The organism is Metamycoplasma auris 15026 (genome assembly GCF_000367765.1).
Classification (GTDB): domain Bacteria; phylum Bacillota_I; class Bacilli_A; order Mycoplasmatales; family Metamycoplasmataceae; genus Metamycoplasma; species Metamycoplasma auris_A.
The window spans coordinates 1-26,798 of record NZ_AORI01000012.1 but is presented as its reverse complement, the minus strand read 5'-3'; the positions used below and the strand labels follow the sequence as shown (position 1 = coordinate 26,798).

Below are 26,798 nucleotides of genomic sequence, written 5' to 3'. Positions count from 1 at the left end.
TTTAAACTTAAGAGAATAAAAAATAAGAAGTTTTTTGTAAGCTTTTTAAGCTTTTAAAAAGCCTTAATTTTCTTAGTTATTTTCTTGAAATTTCTTTGTTAGTTTTCTTAGATTAAAGAAGGAAATAAAAAAATTAATATAATTAAAAATATGACTGAAATAAAAGAACTTTTGGAATTAAATTATGAGCAGTGTATTAGCTATTTGCGACATAAATATGGCGGTGTTTCAAAACCTATTTTAAGTTTTGATAATGAAGGTAATTTTAGAATGAATGACTTTTCTTTTATAAGAAATGAAGGTCTTTTTATTCATAATAAAAAAGAAATGAACATTGATTGATTAACAAGGGCAGATGTAAGTAGAAAATATCCTGAATATGATGATGAAAGTAACTTAGTTTATTGCAATCTTTTAGAGCATCTTGTGCTTCATATTAAAATCTGACAGGCTACAAATCGTAGCGGTGGATATTTATTTAGTCAACTAATTCCTGAACTTAATGATATTTATTCAGGAATAGTTTATAAAGAAGAATGAAAAAACAAAGCAGCTAGTTTAGTTAGAAATTATAAGGATGATTATTTATTTTGTTTGTCTAAATTAAAAGTTGATCTAAAAAATGAAGTTGATGCTCTTTTATTATCTTCCAAAGAAAATGAAAAAATTGGTTGATCGAAGCAAAAAAATGAGGCTTTTTTTAATGAAATGAAAGAGTATTTTAAATATGATAAGTTAGCTAGATGAAAATCACCTTATGTAAATTCTTTTGTTGATTATGAAACTGGTAATCGAAAAGATGACACTTGAAAAACAAGAATAAGAACCAAACTTTTTCTTATTGTTTTTGGCACAATTATTCTTAATGCAATATTCTGAGCCTTAATTGTTACATTTTTAATTAAAAAATAAGTCTTTAGGTACTAAATTATGGAGAAAAAAACTGAAACCAAAATCAATCCAAATGTCATATATAACTTACTAAATATGTCTTATTTTATGTATGTAAGTTATTTAAGAAAAAAGTATGGAGGAATTAAGGAATCATATGCTAGCATTTCTAATTTTGGGGATATTATAATCAATGAAAATATAAACAAAGAAAATGAAGGACTCTATATTCACCATGTTCATGAATATTACATTCCAAATTTAAATTCAAAATCAAATATTAATTTGTATCCTCAATATCAAGAAGGAAAAAGTTTAGTCTATTGTAATTTATTGGAATATCTACTTTTATTTATCAAAATAAAAAATGAAACCTCTACAAAAGTTGATAAGATGTATAAAATTATAATTCCAAAACTTAATGACATTTATTCAGGTATTAACTATACTAATAATAAAGATAAAGAAATCGCTTTATTAGTAAAAGATAAAAAGGAATTATATTTATCTTGTTTACTATCTTTAAATATAAGAAAAAAAGGGGACTGCGATAAGATTCTAACATCATCGCGGTCCAATAGAAAATATGGTTGATCGATTAAAAATAACGAAGAGTTTTTTAATGAAATTAAACGATATTTAAAATATGACAAAATGAAAGGCTTTTCTAACCAAGAAAAAATGCCAGATGGGCCGCTTAATTTTCTAGAAAAAATAAAAAAAGCAAAAGAAAGCGAAGAAACACTAGAAAAAAACTTTAAATTTCTTGATGTTAGAAAATTAGTAGGCATTGCTTTAGGTATTTTTATTGCTATTCTAATCATCATTGTAATAGCAATCGTTGCCACTAAAAAAGTATAAGGTTTCTTTATTATTAAAAAATCAACAAAATATTTCTTACTTAATTAAATAAAAAAGAAAAAACTAGACTCCGCGGATTCTAGTTTTAATTATTCATGGGAAATAAGCATATAGCTTTGGATAAGATATTAACTTGCGTTAATCCAATCAACTTATGATTGAATTAATAAAATTTTACTATAAATTTTTTTTATTATTTAAAAAAATGCTAAAATAGTTTCTGTATAAAGGAAAATGATGAACACAAATTTAGTTAGAAACAATCTAAAGTCTAATATGTTCTCAGCAAATATTGCTGCATTTTTCGCTATGTGAATTATTAATTTCAACAAGAATATGAATATGAATATTAAGATTAATAAGATTCTTGATGGAATTATTAAGCACATTTGTATGAATTAACATATAAATTTTTATAAGAAATTTAGTTTTAATTCAAGGTTCCTAAAAATAATAAAAATTAATAGAATAAATAGGCAAAAAATCCTAAATAATAGCAGCTATTACAATAAAAAATTCTAGGTATTTTTGTTAAAAAAATAATTCAAAATAAGCAAAAAAAGCACAAAAAAAGAAGACTTTTTAGATAAAAAATAAAACATTTTGCAATGCTTAAAACCATATGCTAAGTGAGTCTCAAAACATCTAAAAAAGATGAAAATAATTTATAATTATTTTTATATTTCATAAGTCATTTTCTAATATACAAAAATCTAAATACTTATGAAAGCAAAAATGGAGATTCAAAATGAAAAAGAAAAGTAAAATAAGCTTATTATCTGCCCTCGCAATGTCGGCAGCTACAATACCTCTGTTTGTAATTTCATGTACTACTCCAAGATTAAGGAGATTTGTTTTTGAGTATAGCTCCCCATATAATGCTCAAGCTTTTTCGCAGGATGCTTCTAGATCATATGGTGCATTCCAAGATAGCTCAGTTAGTCAACACACTTCTGTAGGTTTGTTGCGCTTTGAGTCATTGAATGAACCAGAAGTAAAACATGTCGACTTAAAGGATAACGGAGGAAGAATTTATGATATTAAAACATATCTAACAAAACCTTCCTTTGTAGTTAAAAGATTAGGGCTAGCTTCTGCAGTGATTCTTACAGATTCGCAAAATAAAATTCATGTTTTTGATCAAGATGATTATGACATGGATGAAACAAAAAGTAAAGAAGAATCTTTACCTGATGGTAAAAAAATTAAAGTTTACCAAAATCCATCTGTTTATTTGAAATCTAAAAATAAAAGATCAATCAATAGTGATGAATTCCAAGAGCAATTAAAGAAAGCAACTAAGATTCAATTTACTGTAAGAAAAGATATTCCTTGAGTTGGTGAAGATGGTGAACCTATTCTTAATAAAGAAGGCAAACCTTATGTAGCACAAGCTAAAGATTTCTATTATTCATGATTAAAGACTTTATCTATTAAAACAGAGTTTAGAGCTGATAATGGTGGAAGCGAAGAACTAGACAAAGAAGCCCAAAAAGCTCTATCCGATCCATCCTCAGTAATTCTAACTGAAAGACAAGAATATAGCAACGAATACATTTTTACATTGTTTGGAATTGACTACACTAAGTTTAGTAAGGAAAATGAGTTTATCCAAAGAGTTGCTGATGGACAATTTAAAGGTCAAGAAGCAGTTACTTTTGAAAAACTTGCAAGCGTTAAACAAGAAGAAACTGATTTCAATAAATTCCTAGTTTCTGCCATAATGAAAGATTACACTTTCCTACCTGCTCCTTCACAATATATTGATGCAACAAATGAAGCTGCTCAAAAGGGAGAAAAACTACCAGTTTATAGCTACATTGGCAAACAAACTAATGAAACAGAAGCTTTTGAGAAAAAAATAAGAAATCTAGACAAAAAGTCATTGATGTACATATCTGGTTCTTATTGATATGGAGTTAGTTTAAAAAATACTTTTTATATTGGTCCATACTACATTCTTCCACAAACAGGTCAAGAGCTTAAATTAAGAAAAAACAAATACTACTATGACAAAGAATGAGTAAAAAGAGAAGATACTGTTGATGAAATTATTCAAAAATACTACACTGATTCTGATCCAGATACATTTGCAAGAACTGGTTTTAACAATTACAAACAAGGAAGCGTTTCCCAAATTAGTTTCAGTCAGTTAAAACCAGCACAGCAATCTGAAATCTTGCAACGTAGTTCTTACTATGGACTTCGTTTCAGCAGAAGATTAAACAAGACAGATCCATTCTACAGAGTCTTCTTACAACCATTTATTAAATCTCTTCCAAAAGGTAACAAAGAAGATTTCTATGGATTTAATGATGCCTATGCAAAATTAATGTTTGGGGGAACTAGATCTGAATTAGCAAAAGGAACTAATGATCCGCAATCATACATTGCAGGAGATGGACTAATTTTTAGAACTCTTCTTAATGCTGCAATTAACTGAAATGAATTAGCATCCCAAGCTACAGGTGGAAGTGGAAAAGCTTGACTTGCTAAGATTGCTGATGGTTCAAGCATTGGTGGAAAAGACCAAGATAGCGCTAAAGAAAAAACACCTGGAGATGTTGAAGAACAAATTAACTCACTATTTGCCATTTCATCAGATGGAAATTCTAAGCTGAAATTTGGTGATAGTGAACAACTTCTTCCTTCAGTAAACGATAATAATGTAAAAAATATATCAAATAAAAATGATCGTTTGAAATCAGCTGGATTTAAGCAAATTCAAGACGAAATTAAAAAATTGTTTGAGAAGTTCGACAAAGAAAATCCAAATTTAAAAGGCCAAGACTTTGTATACGAATATCTATTCCCTTATATTAATATTCCAGCAACCTACAAAGAAGCATTTAATAATATTGAAAAAACATTTTCTGACTTGAACCCAAGAATTAAATTTAAAGTTTTCCAAACAGTTAACAAAGATGATCCTAAATTTGATGCATTTAGAACTGGTGGAGCTAATGGAACTAATTTAGTTTCTTGAGGATATGACTATGATTCCATAGGTTCAGGTTATGATGGGCTTTCATGAAATGGTAACTTGGTACCAACATTAACTTGAATTGCAGCTCACGATAGTGATGGCAAAAATAAAACATTTAAGACTCATTTTCCCTCAATTCATAAGCTAGCAACTGAAATGGTAAAACGTTCAGAAAATGATGCACATAAATGAGTTGGTTCAGTTCCATTCAAAGAACTTCATTTAGTACATAATGATTTCATGGGACAACGTTTATCAACAACAACAGTGTTTGAATTCAAAAAAGATAGTTCAGGTCACTATGTACTTCAAAAAGATGACAAGGGAAATCCTAAAAAATGAAGTCCAAGTAATGGACAACATCCAACAGATATGTATGCCTGATCAGCACAATTCTGATTGAACTACATTTCATCCTTAACAAATGAAGAAGCTATTAAATTAATGACTGAATTTACAACATTCTTCAACGTTGATTTCAGCTATGGTCATTTCAAACAAAAAAATGAATTTGGTCGTTTCTTAGTTCAAAAACATTTTATTGTTCCTGATGATTCACCAACTGGGGCAACAATTTATGCTGATTGAAGAATAAAGACAAAGAGAGGAGGTTCAAATGTTTAGGTATATAAGACAAAGAGTGCTATTTGCAATTCTAACTTTGTTTATCATTACATTAGTAGTTTTTGTTTTAGTTAGTGCATTTGGACCAAGTCCAATTAAGTCATTAATTGAAAAAGCAATAGCAGATCCAAAAAACAGATTATCGCCAGCGGAGTTGACTATTAATTTAGAAAAGCAGTATGGTCTGCGAGATGCTAATGGAAATGCTATTCCAATTATTGCTAGATACTTCATTTATTTAGGCAATGTATTTAAAGGAAACTTTGGAACAATAATAAATGCAGCAAATAACCCAAGTCCATCTGAATATACAACCATCCAAAAATTATTTTTCATCCCTCTAAAATACTCAATAAGAATAACACTTCCTGCATTCTTAGTAAGTTCAGTCTTTGGAATTACATTAGGAGTATTTGCAGGATATAAAAGAGGAAAATTATTTGACTCAGCAGCTAACGTATTTGTATTGTTATTTATAGCAGTTCCTTCCTTTGTTTTAGCGCCAATTCTAATAACAATATCACTAAAAATAGGAATTCCTGTAACAGTACCAAGAGATGCTCTTGAACCTTCATTTGGAGAGTTATTTGTATCTTACTTACCACCTGTTTTAATAATAACTTTAGCATCTATGGCTGTGTATGTAAGTTACACAAGAAACCAAGTTATAACAGTTTTAACATCAAACTATGTTTTAATTGCCAAAACAAAAGGTTTAAGTGCAACACAAATATTCTTTAAATATGTATTAAGAAATATCTCGATTCCTTTATTTGGATTACTTTTAGGATCATTTTTAGGTCTTTTATCTGGATCAATTATTATTGAAAAATACTGAGATGTTCCAGGAACAAGTCAAGTTATTGCCAAAGCCTTCCCAACTGGGGAAATCAACATAATTATGTTTTCAACGCTATTTTTTACAGGTTTATCATTAGCAGCTGAAATACTAATTGATGTGATGTTTGCAGTACTAGATCCAAAAATTACATTTGCTTCAAGAAGCAAGAAAAACTACTGACTATTCTTCAAAGCTTATCTAGAAAGAAGAAGATTAGCAAAAGATTTACACAAAAAACAATTATTAGCAGCACAAACTAATGCTGAAAAAAGAGTTTAGAAAGGAGGATTAGAAATTTATGCAAAGTAGTACAGAAAGTCAGATAAAAGACTTTAACAAGCATTATAAAATCAATGCTGAGATGGCAACAAAATTTAATTTTGTCCAAAGTTCTGACAAAATTAAGACTTCTTCAATTGCCGGACGTCCTAAGAAAATGTGAATCGAAATTACCAAAAGATTTTTCTCTAATCCAATTGTTGTAATTTCTTTATTAATATTTACATTTATATTGCTAGCTTCATTGATTGTTCCATCAAGTCTAGCAACAAAATATAAACCTAATTCTCCAATCAATAACTATTCATTTATTGAATCTTTACCACCAATTTACAAACCAATAGTAACAAGAGCAGTATCCAACACAGATCCATACTATAAGTTTTACTTTAATATCGTTAATTCAATTGATGGCATTAAAGATGCTAGTCAGAAAGCTCAATTACAAAAAGCATTTGAATTCTTTCTTACTTCAGCAAAAACTTATTCAGTTGATGGACAAATATTTCTAACTTATAATGCATATGCATTGTATGAAGCTAGTGTGTTTAATGAATTGCTATCAAAAGCAACAAACAATTGAACAACATTTGAGAATGTAGACATTAGTGCAATAAGAGCACAAGTAGTGCCTCTAACAACTCTATTAGGAACTTCTTCTACTGGATATGATATCTGAGTGACAACTTGATATGCTGCATGAAGAGGAATTGAAATAGCAATTATAACAACCTTAATTCAAGCAATCTTTGGTGTTACTTTGGGAGCTATATTAGGATTCTATGCTGGAAAGTTATTTGATACTATTATGATGAGAATTATCAATATCTTTAACTCACCTCCAACAATTATATGAATTCTAATTCTAGTAGGTATCTTTGGAACAAACCAAGTTTCATTAATTCTTGCTTTATCATTAGCTGGATGACCTTTATTTGTTGGGCTAACAAGAATGTATGTAATCACAGTTAAAAACGAAGAATACATAAGTGCAGCTAGAGCAATTGGTGCTTCTACTCCAAGACAAATCTTTGTCCATGCTCTACCAGCAATAGTAGGAAAAATTGCTAACTCATTTGTTAAAAATGTTCCAGGTGTAATTCTATGAGTAGCATCATTAGCATTCTTAGGATTCTTTAGAGATGGAAAAGATACAAACTTAGGTCAAATATTAATCGAATCAGCTTCTGAAGCTGGACAAAATGTTTGAATTATATTACTTCCAACATTAATCTTATTATTCTTAACATTATCATTAAACTTCATGGCAATTGGAATTCATGATGCTTTGGATCCAAGAGTTATTAAAGGAAGAAAGAAATAACATATGGAAAAACAAATAGAAAAAAAGCAAAAGACAATGAAGTCAATTAAGAATAATAAGAAAGAAAAAATCTTAAGAAAAAGAGAGCTATTATTTGAAAAAATCCAAGCGCCTGAAAAATTAGATAAAAATAAGCTTCTAGAAGTTAAAAATTTACATGTAAGTTTTCCTGTGGGTCGTAAAAAAACAATACACATTGTTCGTGGTGTTGATTTAGTTGTTAAAAGAGGTGAAATTGTTGGATTAGTTGGCGAATCTGGTTCAGGGAAATCTGTAACTTCCAAAACACTTATCAATGTTAATGAAAATGGCATTGTTAGTGCAGATAAAATCCAAATTGATAATCTAGAATTAAGTTCAATCCTAAAAAAAGAAAAACATTGACAGTTAGTAAGAGGTCAAAAAATTGGATATATCCCCCAAGATCCTCTAACTTCTCTAAATCCAACAAGAACAATTGGTAAACAACTTCTTGATGCACTAAACAATAACCCAGATTGAATTGATAAAACTTATACTGAAAAGAAAGAATATCTATTAGGTTTATTAAAAACTTTTGGTCTAAGAGACGTTGAAAAAATCTTTGGTACATATCCACATACTCTATCTGGTGGGATGAAACAAAGAATTGTTATAACAATGGTAGTGGCCCTAAAACCTGATTTAATTATTGCTGACGAACCAACAACTGCACTAGATCCAACTGTGCAAGCTAGTGTGCTAGCGTTATTTGAAAATATCCGTCAAGAAATGGGAATTTCAATTATTTTAATTAGTCATAACATTTCAGTTATTGCTAAATTCTGTGACTATATTTATGTTATGTATGCTGGAAGAATAGTTGAAAGAGGTTTAAAAGAAGAAATCTTTACAGCACCAGCACATCCTTATACTTGAGCTTTAATTTCTGCAATTCCTGAATCCAAAGAAGAAAAGCTTTATAACATTAAAGGAACACCACCTGACATGGCTAACTTGCCAGTTGGTGATCCATTTGCCCCTCGGAATGATTATGCGCTTGAAATTGATTTCATCAAAGAGCCCCCTTTAATTCCAATTACTGAAACACATTATGCTGCAACATGACTTTTAAGTCCCAATGCACCTAAAATTGAGTTATCAAAAGATTTACAAAAGAGACTAGATTTATTTAAGAAGGCATTTAACAATGAGACAGACAAATAAAGATAAAAAAGTTATTTTATCAATTGACAATCTAAAAAAATATTTTATAAATAACGGTATTATCAACAAAGCAGTTGATGGTGTCTCTTTTGATGTGCATGAAGGTGAAATTGTTGGGCTAATTGGGGAATCAGGTTCAGGAAAAACAACAGTAGGGCGTACTCTTTTAAGACTTTATGATGAATATAATGGCTTTGTAATTTTGGATGACAAAATTATTTCAGGAAAAAGCATAAGTTACACATTAAAAAAATATTTACGTAAAAATGTGCAAATGATCTTCCAAGATCCACACGCTTCGCTAAATAGTCAACAAAACGTTTATAACATTCTAAAAGAGCCTCTTTTAGTTAATGGTATTATGAAAAATAAAATCAAAGATATTTTTTGTGATTGACTTGAAGTTAAAAAAACATTTAAATATACATTTCAAATTCAGGCAATGAAACTTGAGTTAGAAAACCTTAAAGAAATTAATAACTTAGCACGTCCTTTCTTTAGTTTCTGAGTAAAGAAATTTGAAAACTTTAAATTTGACAAAGAATTGAGCATTGAAGATAATTTCTCAAGTTTCTATGCATATTTAGAAGAAAAGCAAAAAATGGAAAGCTTGATTATTAATAATATGTATTCAAATGCTTCCACATTGATTAATTATTATTATGAAATGCAATCTAAATATCGTAACCAAGAATTAACTGTTGAAGAAACTAACTTTAATAAAGCAATTAGACGTTTTGAAGAAGTTAAAATATTAAGTAAGATATCAAAAAACCAATTTAAACTAAAAAAAGAATTAGCTAAATTACAGACTAAAAGAAAAGCTTTAATTGCAAATTACCACTCCCAAATTAAAGAATCTCAAAATGTTTTTTCTAACTATTGCATTGAAAATAAGAATGAAAAAAGTTTAACTAATATCACTAAATTAATGTCAACAAACCTAGAATTCTATTCATATAATCTAAAAAATGAATATCTATTCCAAAAACGTGTAGCAGTGCTAAAAAGTCTAAAAAGCACCCTTAAACACTTAGAGTTTGAAGACATTAAAGATTTAGTTAAAAAACTTGAAGCATATGTAAAAAACTTCTATGAAAAAGAACTTTCAGCTATTCAATTTTCAAAAACAATCAAGCAAGAAATTAAAGACACAATTAATACAAAATTCAACTTTGATTTTTCTAAATACCAAACTATTTCATTAAAAAATGCCAAACAGTTTGAAGATAAACTAAAAAAACTTGACGAAGAAATTTCAAACCTTAAAAATGAACTACAAATTAAAGAAGCTCCTGAAGTTTCGTTTGATGAGCTACAAAAAGCTAAAGAAGATCTAAATAAATCAAAAGAAAAATATCTTTTAGGAAGAGCTAATTTCTTAGTTGATTACAAACAAAAAATCAATGATTTATACGAACAAATTAAAAAAGAAAAAGATGAGTATTTATTTTTAGTTTCCTCCCAAACAATGTGTGATGAAGCATATAAAAAATTTAAAAACGAATTCTTTTTACACCTAAGAAATTCCTTTGATGAAAAAATTACAGCATTGCAAAAAACAAAAGAAGATTTATTAGCTAAATTAATGGATGAATCTGCTGATAAAGAAAAACTAAAAAAAGGAATTAAACAAATTACTCTTAAAACTAAGCAACTTGAAAAAGATCATGATGTTGCATTTAAGATGTACAACTCAGATATCACTCTAAAAGAAGATACGCTAAAATCATTTAAGATTGAAAGAGATTATTTAAATAAAGATATAAAAAATATTTATGTTTTACTTGGCATTGATTACAAATGAGTTGAGCTAAATATTAGAAACAATATCTTAAATGAAAATCAAACCAAAGATGGTAAACAATTCCATACAAAATGAACAAAAAGATTTAATTTCTTTGATTATAAAATTTCACTTCCAATTGCTAAATATCTAATCTCAGAGCTACTTTACAAGATGACTATTTATCGTTCACTAGAAGACGTTGGGCTTCTAAAGCAATTTGCTTATAGATATCCACATGAATTTAGTGGCGGACAGCTACAACGGATTGTTATAGCAAGAGCTTTAATAACCGAACCTAAAGTTATAGTTGCCGATGAACCAATTGCTTCACTTGATATTTCAATTCAAGCCCAAGTTGTTAACTTACTTAAAGATTTATGTATTCAAAAGAATATCGGATTAATCTTTATTGCACATGATTTAAGTATGATTGAATATGTTGCTGATAATGTCCAAATTATGCACCTTGGAAAAATTGTAGAAAGTGGTCAAACTGAAGCTATCTATAACAACCCTCTTCATCCATATACAATTAGTTTATTTAAAGCAATTCCTAAGATATCAAATGCTAACGAAAAATTCCACAAAGTTTCATTTGAATTAGATTACATTCAAGAACAACAATTCCCAAATATTCCTGAAGTTTATAAAGCAGAAGATAACCACTATATATACGGAACAAAAGACCAAATTAAAAAATGAACTTCTGTTTTATCCAATAAAAAAGAAGATTAGGCTTCGGCCTAATTTTTTTAATTTTAGAATTTAGTCTATATAATTTATTTCATTAATTATGCAAAAAACAAAAAGCACTTTTAATGCAAAAAATTATTGAAAAAGAAGTTGAAATCTGGGCAATATTCTTTATTTTTTTATTAGCCTTTTTCTTTTATTATTAATCATTCTTTTAGTTGGTTTTCTTAAAAAAGGAAATGAAAAAAGAATTACTTGGTCAAATGCCATTACAGTAGGTTGTGTGCTTATAATTGCCACTGCTTTTTTTGTTATTATTGCAAAAAGTGGCTTTGGTAAAAAAATCTTTAGTCCCCTAGTTTCAGCTTATCATAATAACAAAATTTCTGCGTCAGCAAAAACTAGATATAAAGATGGCATGAATCAATTTGAAAAAGATAAGATTCTTAACCAAGAACGCACTAAGTATAACAATGAACTAAACAAAAAAAACTTAGAAAAACAAAAAAATGAATCAACCAATTTAGCTTCATATTTATTGATTACAATTAGTGTTTTAATTTTAATTATTGGTGTTGTTTGTTTGAAATTTGCATAAAAAAAATAACAAAAAAATAACTTATTTCAATTAATTAAAAAGGAGTTAGATGATGAAATATTTGATTGGTAATTTTAAGATGAACAAAACTTTTTTTGAAGTTGAATCATACATTGAAGCTTTAAGTTATTTAATTGAAAAAAATGCAGATAAACTAAAAAATATAAAAATAGGCATTGCTCCTTCTTTTGATAGTACACATTTATCTTATATGCATCCAAATCGCAACTTTTTATTTGGATTACAAAATATCTATCATGAACTAAATGGCGCTTATACAGGCGAAGTTTCGCTAAATGTTGCTATTGCTGCGGATATTGATTTCATTCTAATCGGACACAGCGAACGTCGCAGTCTATTTAATGAAACAAACGAATTAATTAATAAAAAAATTGCGCATTTAGAAAAAACAAAAATCACTCCGATTTTATGTGTTGGTGAATCCCTTGAAGAATTTAATAATAGAGAAACTTTTTTAGTATTAGAAAAACAAATAAAAAGTGCTCTTGCTAATATTGAAGATAATAAAAATCTCATTATTTCATATGAACCTGTATATTGCATTGGGAATGGAATTATTCCAGAAGCTTCTCATATAAAAAAAGTTGTTGATTTTATCCACTGTCTTTTAGATAATGAAATTCCAGTGCTTTATGGTGGATCTGTTTCTTTAAATAATATTGAGATTCTAGAGCAAGTTAAAAATTTAAGTGGCTATTTAGTAGGAGGAGCTAGTCTAAATGCTGCTAAGTTTGTTGATTTAGCTTTAAAAATAAAATAAGAATCAGGGACTTTCCTGATTCTTTTATTTTAAAAACCACTTTTTTGTAACTTCAATATCAAACTCAGTAATCATATTTTCATGATTGAAATTAATAAATCTAATTGCTTCTTCTAATTCAATGAAAACTTCTTCATATTTACTTGGAATTAATTGCAAATCAAATAAATAAATTTCATTATCCATTTCATCTTCTAAATTATTACCAATTTTTATAAGACCATGATATTCAATGTCAGCAATAACACAATTAACGATGTAAATGCCACTTTTTAGTTTAAGAAGATTGTTAGGAAATTTAAATTTAAATTTCTCAAGATTCGTAATGAAGGCATATTTTTCAATCATTAAATTATTAATGGCATTAATTTTGCCTTCCATAATTAATTCCCTAATTAAAGAAGTTGAAATTTTTTGCTTTTGAATTTTTCTTTCATTTGCTACATAAACATTAAAATATTTTTTTAAATAATCAATATCTCCAAGTTTCCGAAAACCAAATTTAAAATCAGGTCCACATACAACATTTTTAATGCCATTAAGCTTTAAATTTTGCACAAAATCAGCATGGGAAGTAGCAAGTTTGTCTTTATTAATATCTACCAAAAAAACATAGTCAAATGAAAGATTAAATAAAGTAAAGAGTCTTATTTTTGTTTGTAAAGCCTTTTTTTCATTATTAAATAAATTTTTATATGAATTACTAAAAAGCATAATTGCTAGTTTTTGCTGCGGGTAAGTATTTTTTAAATCTTGGGCAATTTTAATTAGTTCATAATGGCCTAAATGCAGAGTTTCAAAAGTTCCTAGGACAATAGTAATTTCTTCATTAAGTTCAAAATTTTCGCTAAAACTTCATTCAAAAATTTTCATAACAATAATTTTATTTAAAAATAAAAATGGAATTTATTTTTAATCATAAAATCCCATTTCTTTTAATTTAAAATAAGGCCCATCTTCAGTTACTGGCAAACAAATTAAATCAGCTGCATCTTTCGTAATATCTTCACCATTTCCCAATGCTACTCCTAAACCGACATGTTTAAGCATCTCAATATCATTTTCTGAATCTCCAAAGGCAACCATTTCTTTTAATTTGATATCCAAAATATCGCCAAGCATATTTAAACCTACTGCTTTAGTTATGCCTCTAGCTGATAAAAATATTCCAGAATTTCAAGTGGCAAGAACTCACATATTCATATTGTTCTTAGTAAAAAATTCATTAAGTTTTTTAGCTCATTCTTCTGGTTTATTTGTACTTATTGTAATTAAGTAGTTTTTGTCATCTTGGGCTTCAAATTCTTTTTCTGATATGAATTTATCTTTGTATGGATAATAGAATCAAGTATTGATATCAAATAATTCATTATAGTATCCTCATTTATTTCCTACAAATGAAAATGCTAATTGGTGATCTTGGGCATATTTACGAAACTTAAGGAAATCTTCATAGTTAATAACTTCTTCAAAAATATATTCATTTGTTTTTAAATCTAAAATGAAGGTACCATTTGCACCAACAAAGTAATCAACATATGGGTTATGAATTTGATTGCCAACAGTAAAAATATCTCTACCAGAACATAGGACATTAATATATCCAGCTTCTTTTAGCTTTCTAAACATTTCCTTTGTTCTTTGACTTAATTCTGTGACACCAAAAGGTAGCAAAGTACCATCGATGTCAAAAACAACCATTTTATATTTTGAATTCATGATCTTTCTCCTCAAGTGGTGACAAAAAGAGACGGTTGAATAAGATTTTTTCAAAACTTATTAAACCGTTTGCTATTTTGCCTATTGCAATTATTTGATTATTGTAAAGAAATATTCCGTCACTTGTAATGTTTTTAAACCTATCTAAATATAAACTTTTAGATTTAATTTGGCTTAATTCATTAGCTTCAAGTGTATATAATTGTATATTAAAAAGACTTTTTATCTCATTTATTGGTTTATATTCTTGGACATTTCCAAGGCTAATATTGCCAATTGCTTCACGTTTTAATACATTTACAACTGCATCTGTATTTAAAAGTAAACCGATATCATGCACAAGGGAACGAATATATGTTCCTTTGGATACTTTTACATAAAATGAAAAGGATTGCCTCTCATAATCAAAAGAATCAAGTCGTATAGAAAAAATTTCAATATCACATTCTTTTAATGAAAATTCAACATTTTTTCTAGCTAGTTCATAGCTTCTTATTCCATTAATTTTTTTAGCTGAAAAAATAGGAGGAATTTGTTTTTTTTGTTTTTTAATTTCTTGCAAGGCTTCAATTAGTTTTTCTTTTGTAATTAATTTTTTATTTTCTAAATAAAAAACTTCTTCACCCTCATCATAGCTTTTTGAATAACAATGAAAGGTAGCTTTTACAAAATATTCTTTTGTATCATTAGCAAGTTTAAATAAAAGTTTTGTATCTTCATCAGTAGCGACAATTAAAAGTCCTTCTGCTAAAGGATCAAGTGTACCGCTGTGACCAATTTTTTTAATGTTATTTTGCTTGGCAAATTTTTTTATTGCATAAAAACTAGATTCGCCTCTTTTTTTATTAATCTTAAAAAACATAAAAAAACTCCTACCTTAACTGACTTTGATTTTGTTAAGGAAATTATACTTATTTCAGCGATTTTTATTTATTTTATGAAACTAATGAGTTATTTTGTTTCAGTTTTTCAGTTTAAAGCAGAAGTGATGCTTTGGTTAGAAAGCCCTTCTTTTTTTGCTATATTTAAAAAAATTTCTTTGATTTTATCCATATATGATTTAGCTTTAGTTTGAAATTCTTGTTTGGTCAAATTATTTTTATCTTCAAATTCTAAATTGCTTTCAAAAACTTTAATAATATAAGTAAAATCATCTTCATAATTTAAATGGTCAATGTTAATGCGTACATTGTCTTTAAATTCCTCATAGTCTTTTTTTAGTTCGATGATATTTTGATTTTTAGAACCAACATTTTCTTTTAAAAATTGGTGTCATAGTCCCATTTCATTAACTAAATTGACAATGGCATGGGAGTGGGTGTGGGAATTTTTATCAGCATCAAGATTGATTTTTTCAATATTTTCTTTTTTTGTTATGTTATCTAGATTAAATAAATTACTTTTTAGGAAGTTTCAAGAAGAAATAATATTTTCTTCTAACTGTCCTAAATTAATATCTTTTCCAGTTAAACGATTATCAATTACTTTAATTCTTTTAAGAAATTGTTGGCTATCAATATTTAAATTTAAATCACCAATAACGGCATCAACGTCATTAAAAATAAGTTGATATTTTTCTAATAAGCCTGCTAATCTAGTCTTATTTTTAGAGCTATTATTAAATCATTTGTTATAAAATTCTTCAAGTTTTTTAGCATGCTCTTCTTCTTGAATTGGAATTAAATTATTTACCTTATTTTCAAGGGATCTTATTTTTCTTATTAATCTAAAATATTTCAGTTTATAGTTACGAAATGCACTTTTAACTTCTTCAATTAAATTTAGAATTTCTTTTGAATAAAGGTTTTTAATGTCATTTAATTCATGATTTTTTAAAGTAATTTCAATATTCTTAGATTCATTAGAAAAAGGTGCATCAAAAACTAAATTTTCATCATCATTTGGATATTGAATGCACGAGACACTAACTAAGGGTAAACTAATTACACTTAGAAATATGAAGTTTTTTAAAATACTAAATTTTTTCATTTTTATCTATCCAAATAATTTTTTTCTTATCATCAAAGAAACTAAAGTTTTCTTGTTCTAATTTAGAATCATAACCTTTAAAATAATTTCAGTATAACTGCACTTCAGCTATTAGTTTTTCGTCTTTACTTTCATATTTATAATCATGCGGATTACCAAAACCAATAAATTTAAGTTTGAAATATAAACTACCTAATTTATTTTTTTCAGCATCAAGTTCAATATCTATTTTTTTAATGCCACTTAGAGGAATTTTTTCTTTAACTTCCAAAGCATAAGCTAACAAATAATTATTTAAATATGAATTAAAAACTTTGATTTGGAAAGAATTTTTGTTTAATAAATTCGCATCAAAGTTTTGGCGACTGTCATTATTTCAATAATTAAACAAATCTAATTTTTTTGATGCATTATTAAGGGCATTCATGAATGCTGAAGAGGGGTTTTTTGAAATAAATTCATCTAATTTAATGCCTTTAGGATTTCCTTTATTTCCTGGGTTAAAAGAATAGATATCATTTGGAACTGGAGTTTTTGTATTTTTATGTATCATGCCTTTTAGTCTATGTCCATGGTCATCAAAATTAGAGCTAATTCAAACATATTTTTTCTTTGTGTTATCCTTTTTTGTAACTTCTACAATTGCCTTAAAAAGCTGATTTGTTCCTAAATAATCACTGAATTCAAAATCAATGATTTTGTATGACAAGTCATCTTTTTGACGGTATTTAGGAACTAAAATTGTAAAGATTTCATCCTTAAATTGGTTAAATAAATGCATCAATCCTTTGGAATTTCAATATTCTGGCGAAGTTGGAGCTTTAATAAAATGATTAATGTTATCTATGATTGTTAAATATTCTTTTCCATCCATATATAAAAGTGGATTTTCTACATAGTCATTAAATAGAGGAAGTTCTTCTTTTAAACCTTGCAGTCCAACCCCAAATTTACCATTAGAAGCATAACTACGAAATCCATTTAGATAGAAGTTTGTGTTTTTATCTTCTTCACTTAAAAGTTCTTTGCCATTTCAATCTTTAATGCTTTTAAAATTAAAAACAATATAGTCTTGAGAAGAAGTAATTGATTTTTTTATTTTTACTTTATTTTTATCTCAATTAATTTCTATACTTGCAACATTAAGATTAAATTGGTTTAAATAAAGTTTTAGGATTTTTTCAAAAGTTTTTCTTTGCTTTGTATGTTCATCATCTAAAAAAGCTTTAGCTTGGATATAATGTGGTTGCATTCAATCTAAAAACAAAATTTGTTCATTTTTTGCATTTTTAATGTAGTTTCGATTCATAATGAAGAAATTATTTGTTATATCATTATTTAAACGAAAAATAATGCTTTGTAAATCTTCAGGATACTCATATTGTTGAGGCTTAAAATCGCTATTTTTTTTGGCAAATAAATTTATAAGTCACTCTTCATAATCATTTGATAAATCATCGATTTCATTGAAATCATATTCGGTTAAAAAATCTTTGATATTGGAATTTTTTGTTGAATGCAGAACACGAATGTTATTGTTAGTCGTTACTTCTTGTTTTCAGTTTTTTTTATAAATAAAATCAGGAATATATTGAAGTCATTCATTGCCTTTTTTTAAAAACATTTTAGGTTCTTCATTGTCATTTTTTTCTATTTTTACATCATCAAAATATTTGATATGGTCTTTTTTATCTTTTTTATCAAAATAGAAAAATAAACCGTTTCCATTGCCAAATTCATTCTTAAAATCTTTTTCAATTGAGGCAATTTGATTAAGTGTCAGACGATTTAAAAAAAGACGTGAAGCCTTATTGATATCTAGATAGATATCTTTTGTTTTTATGCAACTTATAGCAAAAAGCGAACTAGGAATAATTGCTGTTGCAGATAGAAATAAAAGCTTTGAAATTCTTCTCATAGAACTAAATTTTATCATTTTTTTTATAATTATAGTTATAAAATTATTGTATAATAAATGCGTTTTAGAGCATGAAAAGTGGACTCTTAAATTTATTAAATTTAATTAAAGTTAGTTTATTTTAAAAAAAGGAGGTAATAAATTAGTTTATGTTTTTTGCATCTATTAAAAATGGCAATCTTAGTTTATTTTTAAACTTAGTAGTATATATTTCTATTATAGTTGCACTTCCTTTAGTAATGCTTGGCATTTTTGCATTGTTTAAAAATAAGCCAAATCAAAGCAAAAATGGCAACGGTTTAGTTTATATGTATTCATTCTCAACTGGAATGTTTCTTATGATTGGAACTTTTGGATTTATGCGCGAAGGTTATGAAATTGCAAAAGTATTTACCCATTCTTATTTAAATTTCTCAGAAATTGGCAGAACAGCAGTTTTATCAGCAATTATGGGAGTTAGTTGTTTGATAGGATTAGCAATTGCTATTGGCGGAAGATACATTTTTATTAAAGCAAGTAAGACTGACCCACATAAAGAACATATAGAACACAGCCACTCAGATCACTTAATTTCATTTAAAGATATTGATAATCCAAAAGCTGCTTGACTTGCTATTATTATGCTTTTAAGTCATCGAATTGTAGACGGATTTTTTATTGGATATGCAGTATTTCGAATTTGATATGCAAACAATACTTTTTCAAGTTCAATTGTGCTACTAATTACTTTTACAATTCATATATTAATTGAAATGGCAATTGTTTATTTTCGCCAAATTCAATACGGTGAAAAAAAATCAAAGGCAATTCTATATAACTTCTTAACATTCTTATTGATTATTCCATTTATTTTTATTGGGGCATATAGTGGCATTGTAATAAGCACAAATTTATCTTGAATTCAATCAGCTCTTTTAACAATGGGAGGTGCAATCATTGTTTTTACTTCCGTTTTTGAATTAGTACCGGAATTTATTCATATAAGAAATAAAGATCTTAAAACTCTTTATATAACTCTAAGTGTTTTTGCTTTATCAATTGCTTTTACAATCATTCTTTTAAGCTTCCACACCCATCAATATTAAAAATTAAAAAAAAGAAAGGAAAAACTATGCATAAAAAATTAACTAAATTACTTATTTCTTTATCTAGTCTAAGTGCAATTTTTCCTGTCTTTTTAATTTCATGCCAAAAAAATAACTTCAATCCAAACAAATTTCATTACATTGAAAAAAATAACTTTGCAAATGATTACAAAGATTTTTCATATCTTGAAGATAACTTTGTTTCAAAGAATATTCAAAATATTAATCTAGCAACATCTTCAAAACTAATAAGAATTAAATCTGAAAAAAACCCTTCTATTGATTTTAGAGATAACATTGTTTTATTTCCTTCGGAATTATCATACAAATTCGAATTTGCTAATACCATTGTAATTGATGGCAAAGAATTTAGCAGTGATAAAACTGATATAGTTTCATATGAAACACAAAACTCTAAAGAAAAAAAAGGTATTTTTAGACCAAAAAAAGATAAAGGAAATGGTTTTAATAGTCCTTTTTTATTCATTCCGTCCTCTGAACCTAATTCAATTAATAGTCTTACATTTAAAGAAGCTTTAGGCAGTGCTAAAAGTATAAAAATAAAAGTAGCATCTATAAAAGATATTTGAGTTGATTATCAAGGGAAAAAAATAAAAAATAACAACATTCTTAATGCAAATTCCTTTAAATTGAATTTACTAGCTAAGATGCTAAAAAATAAAGATTATCGTAACTTAATTATTAATAAAAATAATAGTAAATTAAGTGATGCATTCAAAAATCAAAATGAAAATTTAGATGGCTTTAATCTTTTTAAATATTTAGAAGACAATAATATAAACTTAGAAAAACTTTTTGATTTTAGTAATGAAAATGAAATAGTTTTGGAATCTAAAAATAATAAAAAAATTGATTTTATTTCCTTATTTGAAAATGTTTTTATTTTGCAAAACTACTTTGATGGAATGCCTTATGAATGATTAAAAAATCAATATCAGCTTAATGATTTTAAAGACTTTAAAAGCAACTTAGATTGGTTCTTTACATATGGAAAAACATATCTAAATAGATTTTATGCTGCACCATATTTTATAAATAAAATGGATAATAATGAAACAATTTTAAAATTGAATGAAGACTATTATAAAGATTTTTCTTCTTCAATTTTAAAACAAATTTCTATTCAATATAATCCACTTCCTCTTGCAAATACAACTTTTTCTTTACAATCAACAAATGCATTTAAACAAAATATCATTTCCAAATTAGAATATGAAAATCTAAATCTAAATGAAAAACAAGAGATTCTAAAAAACTTTAATAATTACAATTTCTCATACCAAAAAAACAATAACCGTTTTAAGTTAAATAATACAATTATAATAAACCACAAACCAAACTCAAATAGTAGATATTTCAATAAGAATTTTTTAGCTTTATATTATGGCTGAAATGAAAATGAAAAGAAATATAGCTTAAAAAAAGACAACCTGATTTTCCAATCTTTATTTAATAACTTAATTAACCCATATGGCATTGTTGATGGCAATAATGATGCTTGATTATCACAAGCACCAGAAAATTTATATATTGATGCTAAAAACAAATCTTTAAATGTTGTGGAATTAAAAGATATATATAACCAAATTTTAAAACCGATAATAATCGATAGTAAAACTAAGAAATTCAATGAAACTTTTCAATTTCAAAATAAAGAAAAAATAAGAGATCCTAAAAATATTACAAATAAAAATAAGCTTCAATCTGTTTGATTTGATGATATTAAAAAGGAACTTTCTGCAATGATTGAAAATTTCTATAAAACAAATAAGAATGAAGAAAACATTTATGTAAATATTCCAATTTTAATTCATAATGAAAACGAAATTACATTACAAAAAATATCTAATATTAAAGATATTTTAAAATCAATTCATGCGAAATTAAAAGTTGATATTACTTTAATAAATGATTTTGAAAAATACAATGAATTTTTCAAATCTAACAATTCAATATATAAAGAATTTAGTTTTAGGATTTTTGAAGGTAATGTTTCTGAATATCTATCCAATCAATTAACTAATGAAAAAAGTAATTTAAAATCACTAATCTTTCTAATAGAAAAAAACAAAGATCTGCAACAAATTTATAAAGAACTAGCAAAATTAAATAATTCTTTATTAAAAGACGCAAGAGAATTAAGAATTTATTTAAAAAATTTAAATGTTGAAAGTCAATTAAATTTGATTAATGAAATTAATAACCTTTTAAGTTACACAATTAATTTTCAATCCCAAATTAATGTTGATAATTTCTCAAAAGTAATTTATCAAAAACATTTAATAAAACCAATTGGTTGAAATGACTTAAATTATTTCCAAGATATAAAAATTAAGGAGGATATATAATGAAAAAAACTAAATTAGTAGCCCTACCTCTTCTTGCAATTCCTCTAACCTTACCGCTTATTTCAATATCATGCATAGATGTTTCTTCATTAAGACAAAGACAAAATGTAAGACTTTTAGATAATAGCCAAAAAAAGACAATCACAGATGCTTTCAGATTTGAATTAACAGACCAAGCTAAGCATATGGATAAACAAGAATGAATTTCATATTGAAATAAAATAAGAAGGGAATTTGGAAATAATGCATTTATACTTGAAGGAATCATCGAAGGGGAAAAAAATCTCAAATTCAATGAGTATTTCAAAGTGCAATATCATAAATTAAACGGTTTTGGTTCATCGCATAAATATAAATTTCAATTAGATATGAAAAATGACATTCCTATCATTAAATATAATGTTTTATGTATGGATTTAAACAATAAGCCTGAATTTAGCAAAGATGTTGAAGTTCAGTTGTCAAGTCAATGATAATTCAATCTTTTTCAACCACCGAGTAATAAAATTAAACTTTAAATGAATTAAAGTATTACAATTTTAAATCATGAAGAAAACAAGATCTTGAGTAATATTGGGATTGTTACTTCCAGTAATGCCACTGATTACTGTATCTTGTTTTAATACTGCTTCAATTGATACAAGTTCATTCATAAATCGTGCCTTTAAATCTAACAAATTATTAAGTACCTCACAATTAGAACAAATCAAAGATTTTCATTTCTTTAGATTATCAGAAGAAGGAAAGAAAAAAACACCTGAAGAAATCAATAAAATATTTGATGAAATTATGGCTAATGCAAGAAATAACTTCAATGAAGTAGAAACAAATCCTAACTTTAAAAAATACTTTTTGTTTAAAAGAGTATATATAAATGCCAATCATACTATTGAATACAAAATCACAAGGAAAAATGGTAAACCAGCTATTGAATATACAATTTGGTGTCTAGATAGAATTCAAAATGGTAAAAGACTAACTGAAGCACGAGAATATATATTCCTTGATTTGTATTAAGAAAACTAATAAAAAAATGAAGTTTTACTAAAGAAAGTTAACTTCATTTTTTATTTTAGAAAAAGACTTTTTTGTATTTCTTAAATACTTTTTTAGTTATTTCACAAGCTTCGCCTTGCTTACTTTTATGATGCATTGCATCGCATTCATTTAAGCAATTAATAGCATCTTCGATGCCTTCATATTTGAAGGCTAATTCATTTTTTGTTTCGAAGTATTTTTTTATATAAATTAAATTAATTTCTTCTTCATTTTTTTGTGTAAAAAAGCAGTGTGTTAATTCATGAAGAATGCAATTAAAAATAAAAGCTTCGCAATTATAAATATCAGAAACAAAAATAAGTCTCTGTGCGCCTTTTTGGAATGTAATTGCTCCTATATCACTATGTTCTATAAAAGGCATTGTAATAAGAATAATTCCTTTAGTTAAAAGATATGTTTTTAAAGAAGCAATTTTGTTTTCAAAACTATTTTCTGCTGCACATATAATTTTTAAAACTTTTTTAAAAATACTATCAAATGTGTTTTTTCTAAAAACACCTATTTTTTTATTCTTAAGCGTTTTTAAGGATGAAATTTCACAAAATCTAATTCAAACACGACTATTTGGAGATGCATAAATATCTTCATCTGCTAAAGCATTTTCTTTTAAATATGAATAATAATTCTTTAAATCAGAAACACCATAAAAGCGATTCATTATCAGCAATTTCTTACTAATTGGCATATCATTTGATAGTTTAATGTTGCTTATTAATGGCAAACTTGGATTTTCAATAATAAAATCATGCCCATAGTCTAAAAGAAGTTTTTCAATATCCTCATTTTCAGCGCGGTCTTTGCTGCTATAAATTGAATAAACTTCTGAAAGAGTACCTAATTCAAGATTAAAAATATTTTCAAGCCCTTCAAGAATTCCAATACTTAGATTAAGATTTTGTTTGCTATTTATAATGATATAAATATATTGCGTACTTAGTCCTAAGCGCTGAGCTAGTTCTTTTTGGGACATAGAAAATTTATTCAAATAATAAAGAATTTCTTCGCCAAAAGTTAGACCATGTAGATGAATATGAGTTAAATCGCAAATATGCTTAAGTTCCATTTAATCTCCTTTTTTTAAGCAGACTTGATATCACTATCTTTGACACCACCAGGAAGAAGTTCATCCATTATAAAAATTCTTTCTTCTTGCAAATTAGTTGAATGTAGCACTACTTTGGCATCATTTTTTAGAAATTGTAACATCACTTGTCTACAAGCACCACATGGATATAGAATTTTATTTAAATTACTAATGATATGTAATTCCTTAAAGCTTCCAATTGCTGCCCCATGTACTACTGAGCCAAATAAAGCAGCTCTTTCAGCACAAAGTCCGCTAGGATAAGCTGCATTTTCAACATTTACTCCGTAGTAATGATTTCCCTTATCATCAATTGCTAATGCAGCCACATGCACGCCTGAATATGGTGCAAAAGCAAATTTTAATTTTTCTTTTAAAACTTCTTTATCTTTTAGTTCCATAATATAAATATTTTACCATTTTTAACAATACACAAATAAAGCATCAACTACTTTAGAAAACCCCTTGAATTAAAAAGAAATTTTTAAAAAAATTAAAAATCAAATGCCTTTTTTAAGAAATAGGCATTTGAATGAAATTAAATTCATTACAAATAAATTTTGTTGTAGTTTTTCTTTTTTATTTAGTGAAAATTTCTTCAAAAACTGCATCATTATAAAAGTTTTTATAGTCTAAATAAATATCGGGTTCAATACCGCTTTCAATTTCATTGTTATTTGCATTTCTTACTTGGTTAGGAGAACTAATTGTAATAGTGGTTCCATCTTCTAAAACAACAGGCATAATAGAAGCCATACCACCACCACTTTTTTGGCCGATTATTTTAGCTATGCCCATCTCTTTTGTAATATTTGCAGCTTGGTTAGCTGCACTAAATGTATTTATTCCAATCAGAAGATTTCAATTGTACTGTTCGTAATTATGCTTTTGAAATGCATAATTGCCATACACATCAACCTTGTAATTAGAATTAATACTGATTTTATCTAAAGCAAAATAATCATGGGAAACAATGTGCTTATTTGTTAAGAAACCTAGTGTTTTTATCATTGCAAAAACACTACCACCGCCATTTAAAGATAAATCAAGAATAATGTTTTTAATTTGCTTTTGATTGTTACTTAATGCTTGCATATTTCTTTTTTTAATTAAATGCATTAATTCTTGCATTAAGAAATATGTATCATATTTTCATGTGTCATCTTTATTTATTTGCTCATTAGTTGCATCAAGGAAATTAAAGATACTAATAATTGCTGTTTCATTATGAAATCTAATATGGTCATCTAATTCAAAATCAGATATTTCTTTCTTTACTTTAGTTTTAAAATCTTTTACTAGATTGTTTTTAGTTTCAATAAATTTGTTATAAAAATCACCATAATATTCTTTAGGTTTTTTAGCAAAAATCTCATATGCTATGGGTTTAAGTCTAAAAGTATCATAATAGGATAATGTATCAATTCTTGTATGTAAATCATTAAGTTTTTTGTGAAAGATATCAATATAAGCACTATGAAATTCTTCTTTATTAGTTGAAAGAAGTTTTTGCTTATATTGAGGTGTAATTCAGTCTTCAAAAGACTTAATTTTTTTATATTCTTTTAGTCCATAAAAATAATCCATAACAAAAGCCAAGTGATTAAAATTAGATTCTCTTTCTTTTTTTGTTGGTGGATTTTGCCTTTTCTTTCTTATACGCTTCTTTGCTTCTAAGGGTAATTTATGTGCTGAGTAGGAATCAAGTCCACTTGGGATTAGACTAAACGTTTCATTATTAAAATAAATGTTATTAAAAGTTTGACTAACAAATAAAGTATTGAACACAAAAAAAGGAATTAAAATCTTTTTTTGATAATAAAGAATATCCATTTTATACTTGCTTAAATCAAATATGACATAAGGCTCTTCATTTAATTTTCTATAACTAGTTGGATAAGAATTATAAATACTTAAAAATCTTGCTGCATTTGATTGTAAAGGGGCTTCTAATAAAGATTGGAAAAAGAAGGAAGAATTAGTTTTTATTTGATTGTTTTTTCAATCAATGATTAAATGCAAACCATTGTATGAACTATAGATTTTTTTGCCTTCTTTTTCATCTAAGGTTTTACTATCAATTGCACCTGGATTAAAAAAACCGCTTAAAACATCAAAAAAAGCATCTAAATCAATATATGCATTTTCCTCTTCATTTTCTATTCTATAAACTAATATATCCTCTTTATTGGTTACTAAATAGTCAGGATTGAAATTCTTAAATGAATGTTTTGTTGTATGAATACTTAATTTTTCATCATTTAAGTTATTTGCAATTGGATGCAAAGAGTTATTATAGTTATCTTCATTAGATTGGTTTTGATTAATGGAAGGATTAGTAGTATTTGGAAGAATTGGTTTTCTTTCTTCTCTATCATTTAGATTATTTCTAGTACAACTAACTAAAATACCACTTAGTGGTATTAAACTAAGAGATGGTATATAAGAAAAAAACTTCAATGATTTATGTTTCATAAGTTATTTAATATTTTATATAGTTTATAAATTGAAAAAAACAAATTTAATAAATTATGCATTTTTTAAGTAATTTGTAAGAATAAATAACTAACCTTAAACTAGAAAAGTTTATTTTCTACTTCAGATTGATCAAACTTATAAAACGATTATGTAGTTATCAATTTGATACCCAAATAGTCTTTTTATTTCAAATTCATTTAAAAAGATTGAATCTTGAATCTTTTTTCAATGAATTTTTAGTTTTT

General features: G+C 26.6%; 22 protein-coding genes. 14 read left to right on the top strand and 8 right to left on the bottom strand.

Annotated features, from left to right (window positions below):
• The first annotated feature begins 150 nt into the window (after positions 1-150).
• From MAU_RS02870 to MAU_RS02830, 10 genes are all read left to right on the top strand, one after another.
• The gene (locus MAU_RS02870) at positions 151-912 is read left to right on the top strand and encodes a hypothetical protein (protein ID WP_004425242.1); all 762 of its coding nucleotides are present in this window, start codon (positions 151-153) and stop codon (positions 910-912) included.
• Positions 913-930: 18 nt separating this feature from the next.
• Entirely contained in the window at positions 931-1,752 is an 822-nt protein-coding gene (locus MAU_RS03455) for a hypothetical protein (RefSeq protein ID WP_004425239.1), read from the top strand.
• A 237-nt stretch (positions 1,753-1,989) separates the two neighbouring features.
• Complete coding sequence (locus tag MAU_RS03630; protein ID WP_193741210.1) at positions 1,990-2,154, top strand: hypothetical protein; 165 nt, start codon at positions 1,990-1,992, stop codon at positions 2,152-2,154.
• 346 nt (positions 2,155-2,500) lie between these two features.
• The gene (locus tag MAU_RS02860) at positions 2,501-5,362 is read left to right on the top strand and encodes an OppA family ABC transporter substrate-binding lipoprotein (RefSeq protein WP_004425237.1); all 2,862 of its coding nucleotides are present in this window, start codon (positions 2,501-2,503) and stop codon (positions 5,360-5,362) included.
• Complete coding sequence (locus MAU_RS02855) at positions 5,355-6,482, top strand: ABC transporter permease (RefSeq protein ID WP_004425235.1); 1,128 nt, start codon at positions 5,355-5,357, stop codon at positions 6,480-6,482. Before MAU_RS02860 ends, MAU_RS02855 begins: the two co-directional genes overlap by 8 nt.
• A gap of 19 nt (positions 6,483-6,501) precedes the next feature.
• Positions 6,502-7,806, top strand: a complete 1,305-nt coding sequence (locus MAU_RS02850) for an ABC transporter permease (RefSeq protein WP_004425233.1) — start codon at positions 6,502-6,504, stop codon at positions 7,804-7,806.
• 3 nt (positions 7,807-7,809) lie between these two features.
• Positions 7,810-8,991: an ABC transporter ATP-binding protein gene (locus tag MAU_RS02845; RefSeq protein WP_004425231.1), complete on the top strand. Its 1,182-nt coding sequence runs from the start codon at positions 7,810-7,812 to the stop codon at positions 8,989-8,991.
• Positions 8,975-11,515, top strand: a complete 2,541-nt coding sequence (locus MAU_RS03740; protein ID WP_004425229.1) for an ATP-binding cassette domain-containing protein — start codon at positions 8,975-8,977, stop codon at positions 11,513-11,515. The genes MAU_RS02845 and MAU_RS03740 overlap by 17 nt, the downstream gene beginning before the upstream one ends.
• Positions 11,516-11,573: 58 nt before the next feature.
• Positions 11,574-12,071: a hypothetical protein gene (locus tag MAU_RS02835; RefSeq protein ID WP_004425227.1), complete on the top strand. Its 498-nt coding sequence runs from the start codon at positions 11,574-11,576 to the stop codon at positions 12,069-12,071.
• Between the two features lie 49 nt (positions 12,072-12,120).
• Complete coding sequence (locus tag MAU_RS02830) at positions 12,121-12,852, top strand: triose-phosphate isomerase (protein WP_238543398.1); 732 nt, start codon at positions 12,121-12,123, stop codon at positions 12,850-12,852.
• A 24-nt stretch (positions 12,853-12,876) separates the two neighbouring features.
• On the opposite strand, the gene MAU_RS02825 is transcribed toward MAU_RS02830, so the two are convergent.
• The 5 genes from MAU_RS02825 to MAU_RS02805 form a co-directional block, all read right to left on the bottom strand.
• Positions 12,877-13,725 carry an FAD synthase gene (locus MAU_RS02825; protein ID WP_004425223.1) on the bottom strand — a complete coding sequence of 283 codons (849 nt, stop codon included), beginning with the start codon at positions 13,723-13,725 and terminating at the stop codon, positions 12,877-12,879.
• A gap of 39 nt (positions 13,726-13,764) precedes the next feature.
• Positions 13,765-14,571 (bottom strand): YcsE-related riboflavin metabolism phosphatase, encoded by an 807-nt coding sequence (locus tag MAU_RS02820; protein ID WP_004425220.1) that lies wholly within the window; start codon positions 14,569-14,571, stop codon positions 13,765-13,767.
• Positions 14,555-15,433, bottom strand: a complete 879-nt coding sequence (truB, locus tag MAU_RS02815; RefSeq protein WP_004425219.1) for a tRNA pseudouridine(55) synthase TruB — start codon at positions 15,431-15,433, stop codon at positions 14,555-14,557. Before truB ends, MAU_RS02820 begins: the two co-directional genes overlap by 17 nt.
• Positions 15,434-15,522: 89 nt before the next feature.
• Positions 15,523-16,560, bottom strand: coding sequence for an HxHSH motif-containing lipoprotein (locus MAU_RS02810; RefSeq protein ID WP_004425217.1), 1,038 nt, complete (start codon positions 16,558-16,560; stop codon positions 15,523-15,525).
• Complete coding sequence (locus tag MAU_RS02805; RefSeq protein WP_004425215.1) at positions 16,547-18,478, bottom strand: MAG3240 family lipoprotein; 1,932 nt, start codon at positions 18,476-18,478, stop codon at positions 16,547-16,549. The genes MAU_RS02810 and MAU_RS02805 overlap by 14 nt, the downstream gene beginning before the upstream one ends.
• Before the next feature lie 149 nt (positions 18,479-18,627).
• Here MAU_RS02805 and MAU_RS02800 point away from each other — a divergent pair, with 149 nt between their 5' ends.
• From MAU_RS02800 to MAU_RS02785, 4 genes are all read left to right on the top strand, one after another.
• Positions 18,628-19,563: a ZIP family metal transporter gene (locus tag MAU_RS02800; protein WP_004425213.1), complete on the top strand. Its 936-nt coding sequence runs from the start codon at positions 18,628-18,630 to the stop codon at positions 19,561-19,563.
• Positions 19,564-19,589: 26 nt separating this feature from the next.
• The gene (locus MAU_RS02795) at positions 19,590-21,932 is read left to right on the top strand and encodes an OppA family ABC transporter substrate-binding lipoprotein (RefSeq protein WP_004425211.1); all 2,343 of its coding nucleotides are present in this window, start codon (positions 19,590-19,592) and stop codon (positions 21,930-21,932) included.
• Positions 21,932-22,408 (top strand): hypothetical protein, encoded by a 477-nt coding sequence (locus tag MAU_RS02790; RefSeq protein WP_004425210.1) that lies wholly within the window; start codon positions 21,932-21,934, stop codon positions 22,406-22,408. Before MAU_RS02795 ends, MAU_RS02790 begins: the two co-directional genes overlap by 1 nt.
• A 70-nt stretch (positions 22,409-22,478) precedes the next feature.
• Positions 22,479-22,949 carry a hypothetical protein gene (locus MAU_RS02785; RefSeq protein ID WP_004425208.1) on the top strand — a complete coding sequence of 157 codons (471 nt, stop codon included), beginning with the start codon at positions 22,479-22,481 and terminating at the stop codon, positions 22,947-22,949.
• Between the two features lie 55 nt (positions 22,950-23,004).
• Here the strand turns inward: MAU_RS02785 and MAU_RS02780 are convergent, their stop codons facing one another.
• From MAU_RS02780 to MAU_RS02770, 3 genes are all read right to left on the bottom strand, one after another.
• Complete coding sequence (locus MAU_RS02780) at positions 23,005-24,054, bottom strand: helix-turn-helix domain-containing protein (RefSeq protein ID WP_004425206.1); 1,050 nt, start codon at positions 24,052-24,054, stop codon at positions 23,005-23,007.
• Between the two features lie 14 nt (positions 24,055-24,068).
• Positions 24,069-24,476 carry a cytidine deaminase gene (locus MAU_RS02775; RefSeq protein ID WP_004425203.1) on the bottom strand — a complete coding sequence of 136 codons (408 nt, stop codon included), beginning with the start codon at positions 24,474-24,476 and terminating at the stop codon, positions 24,069-24,071.
• Positions 24,477-24,654: 178 nt separating this feature from the next.
• Positions 24,655-26,550, bottom strand: a complete 1,896-nt coding sequence (locus MAU_RS02770; protein ID WP_004425199.1) for a S41 family peptidase — start codon at positions 26,548-26,550, stop codon at positions 24,655-24,657.
• Positions 26,551-26,798: the final 248 nt, after the last annotated feature.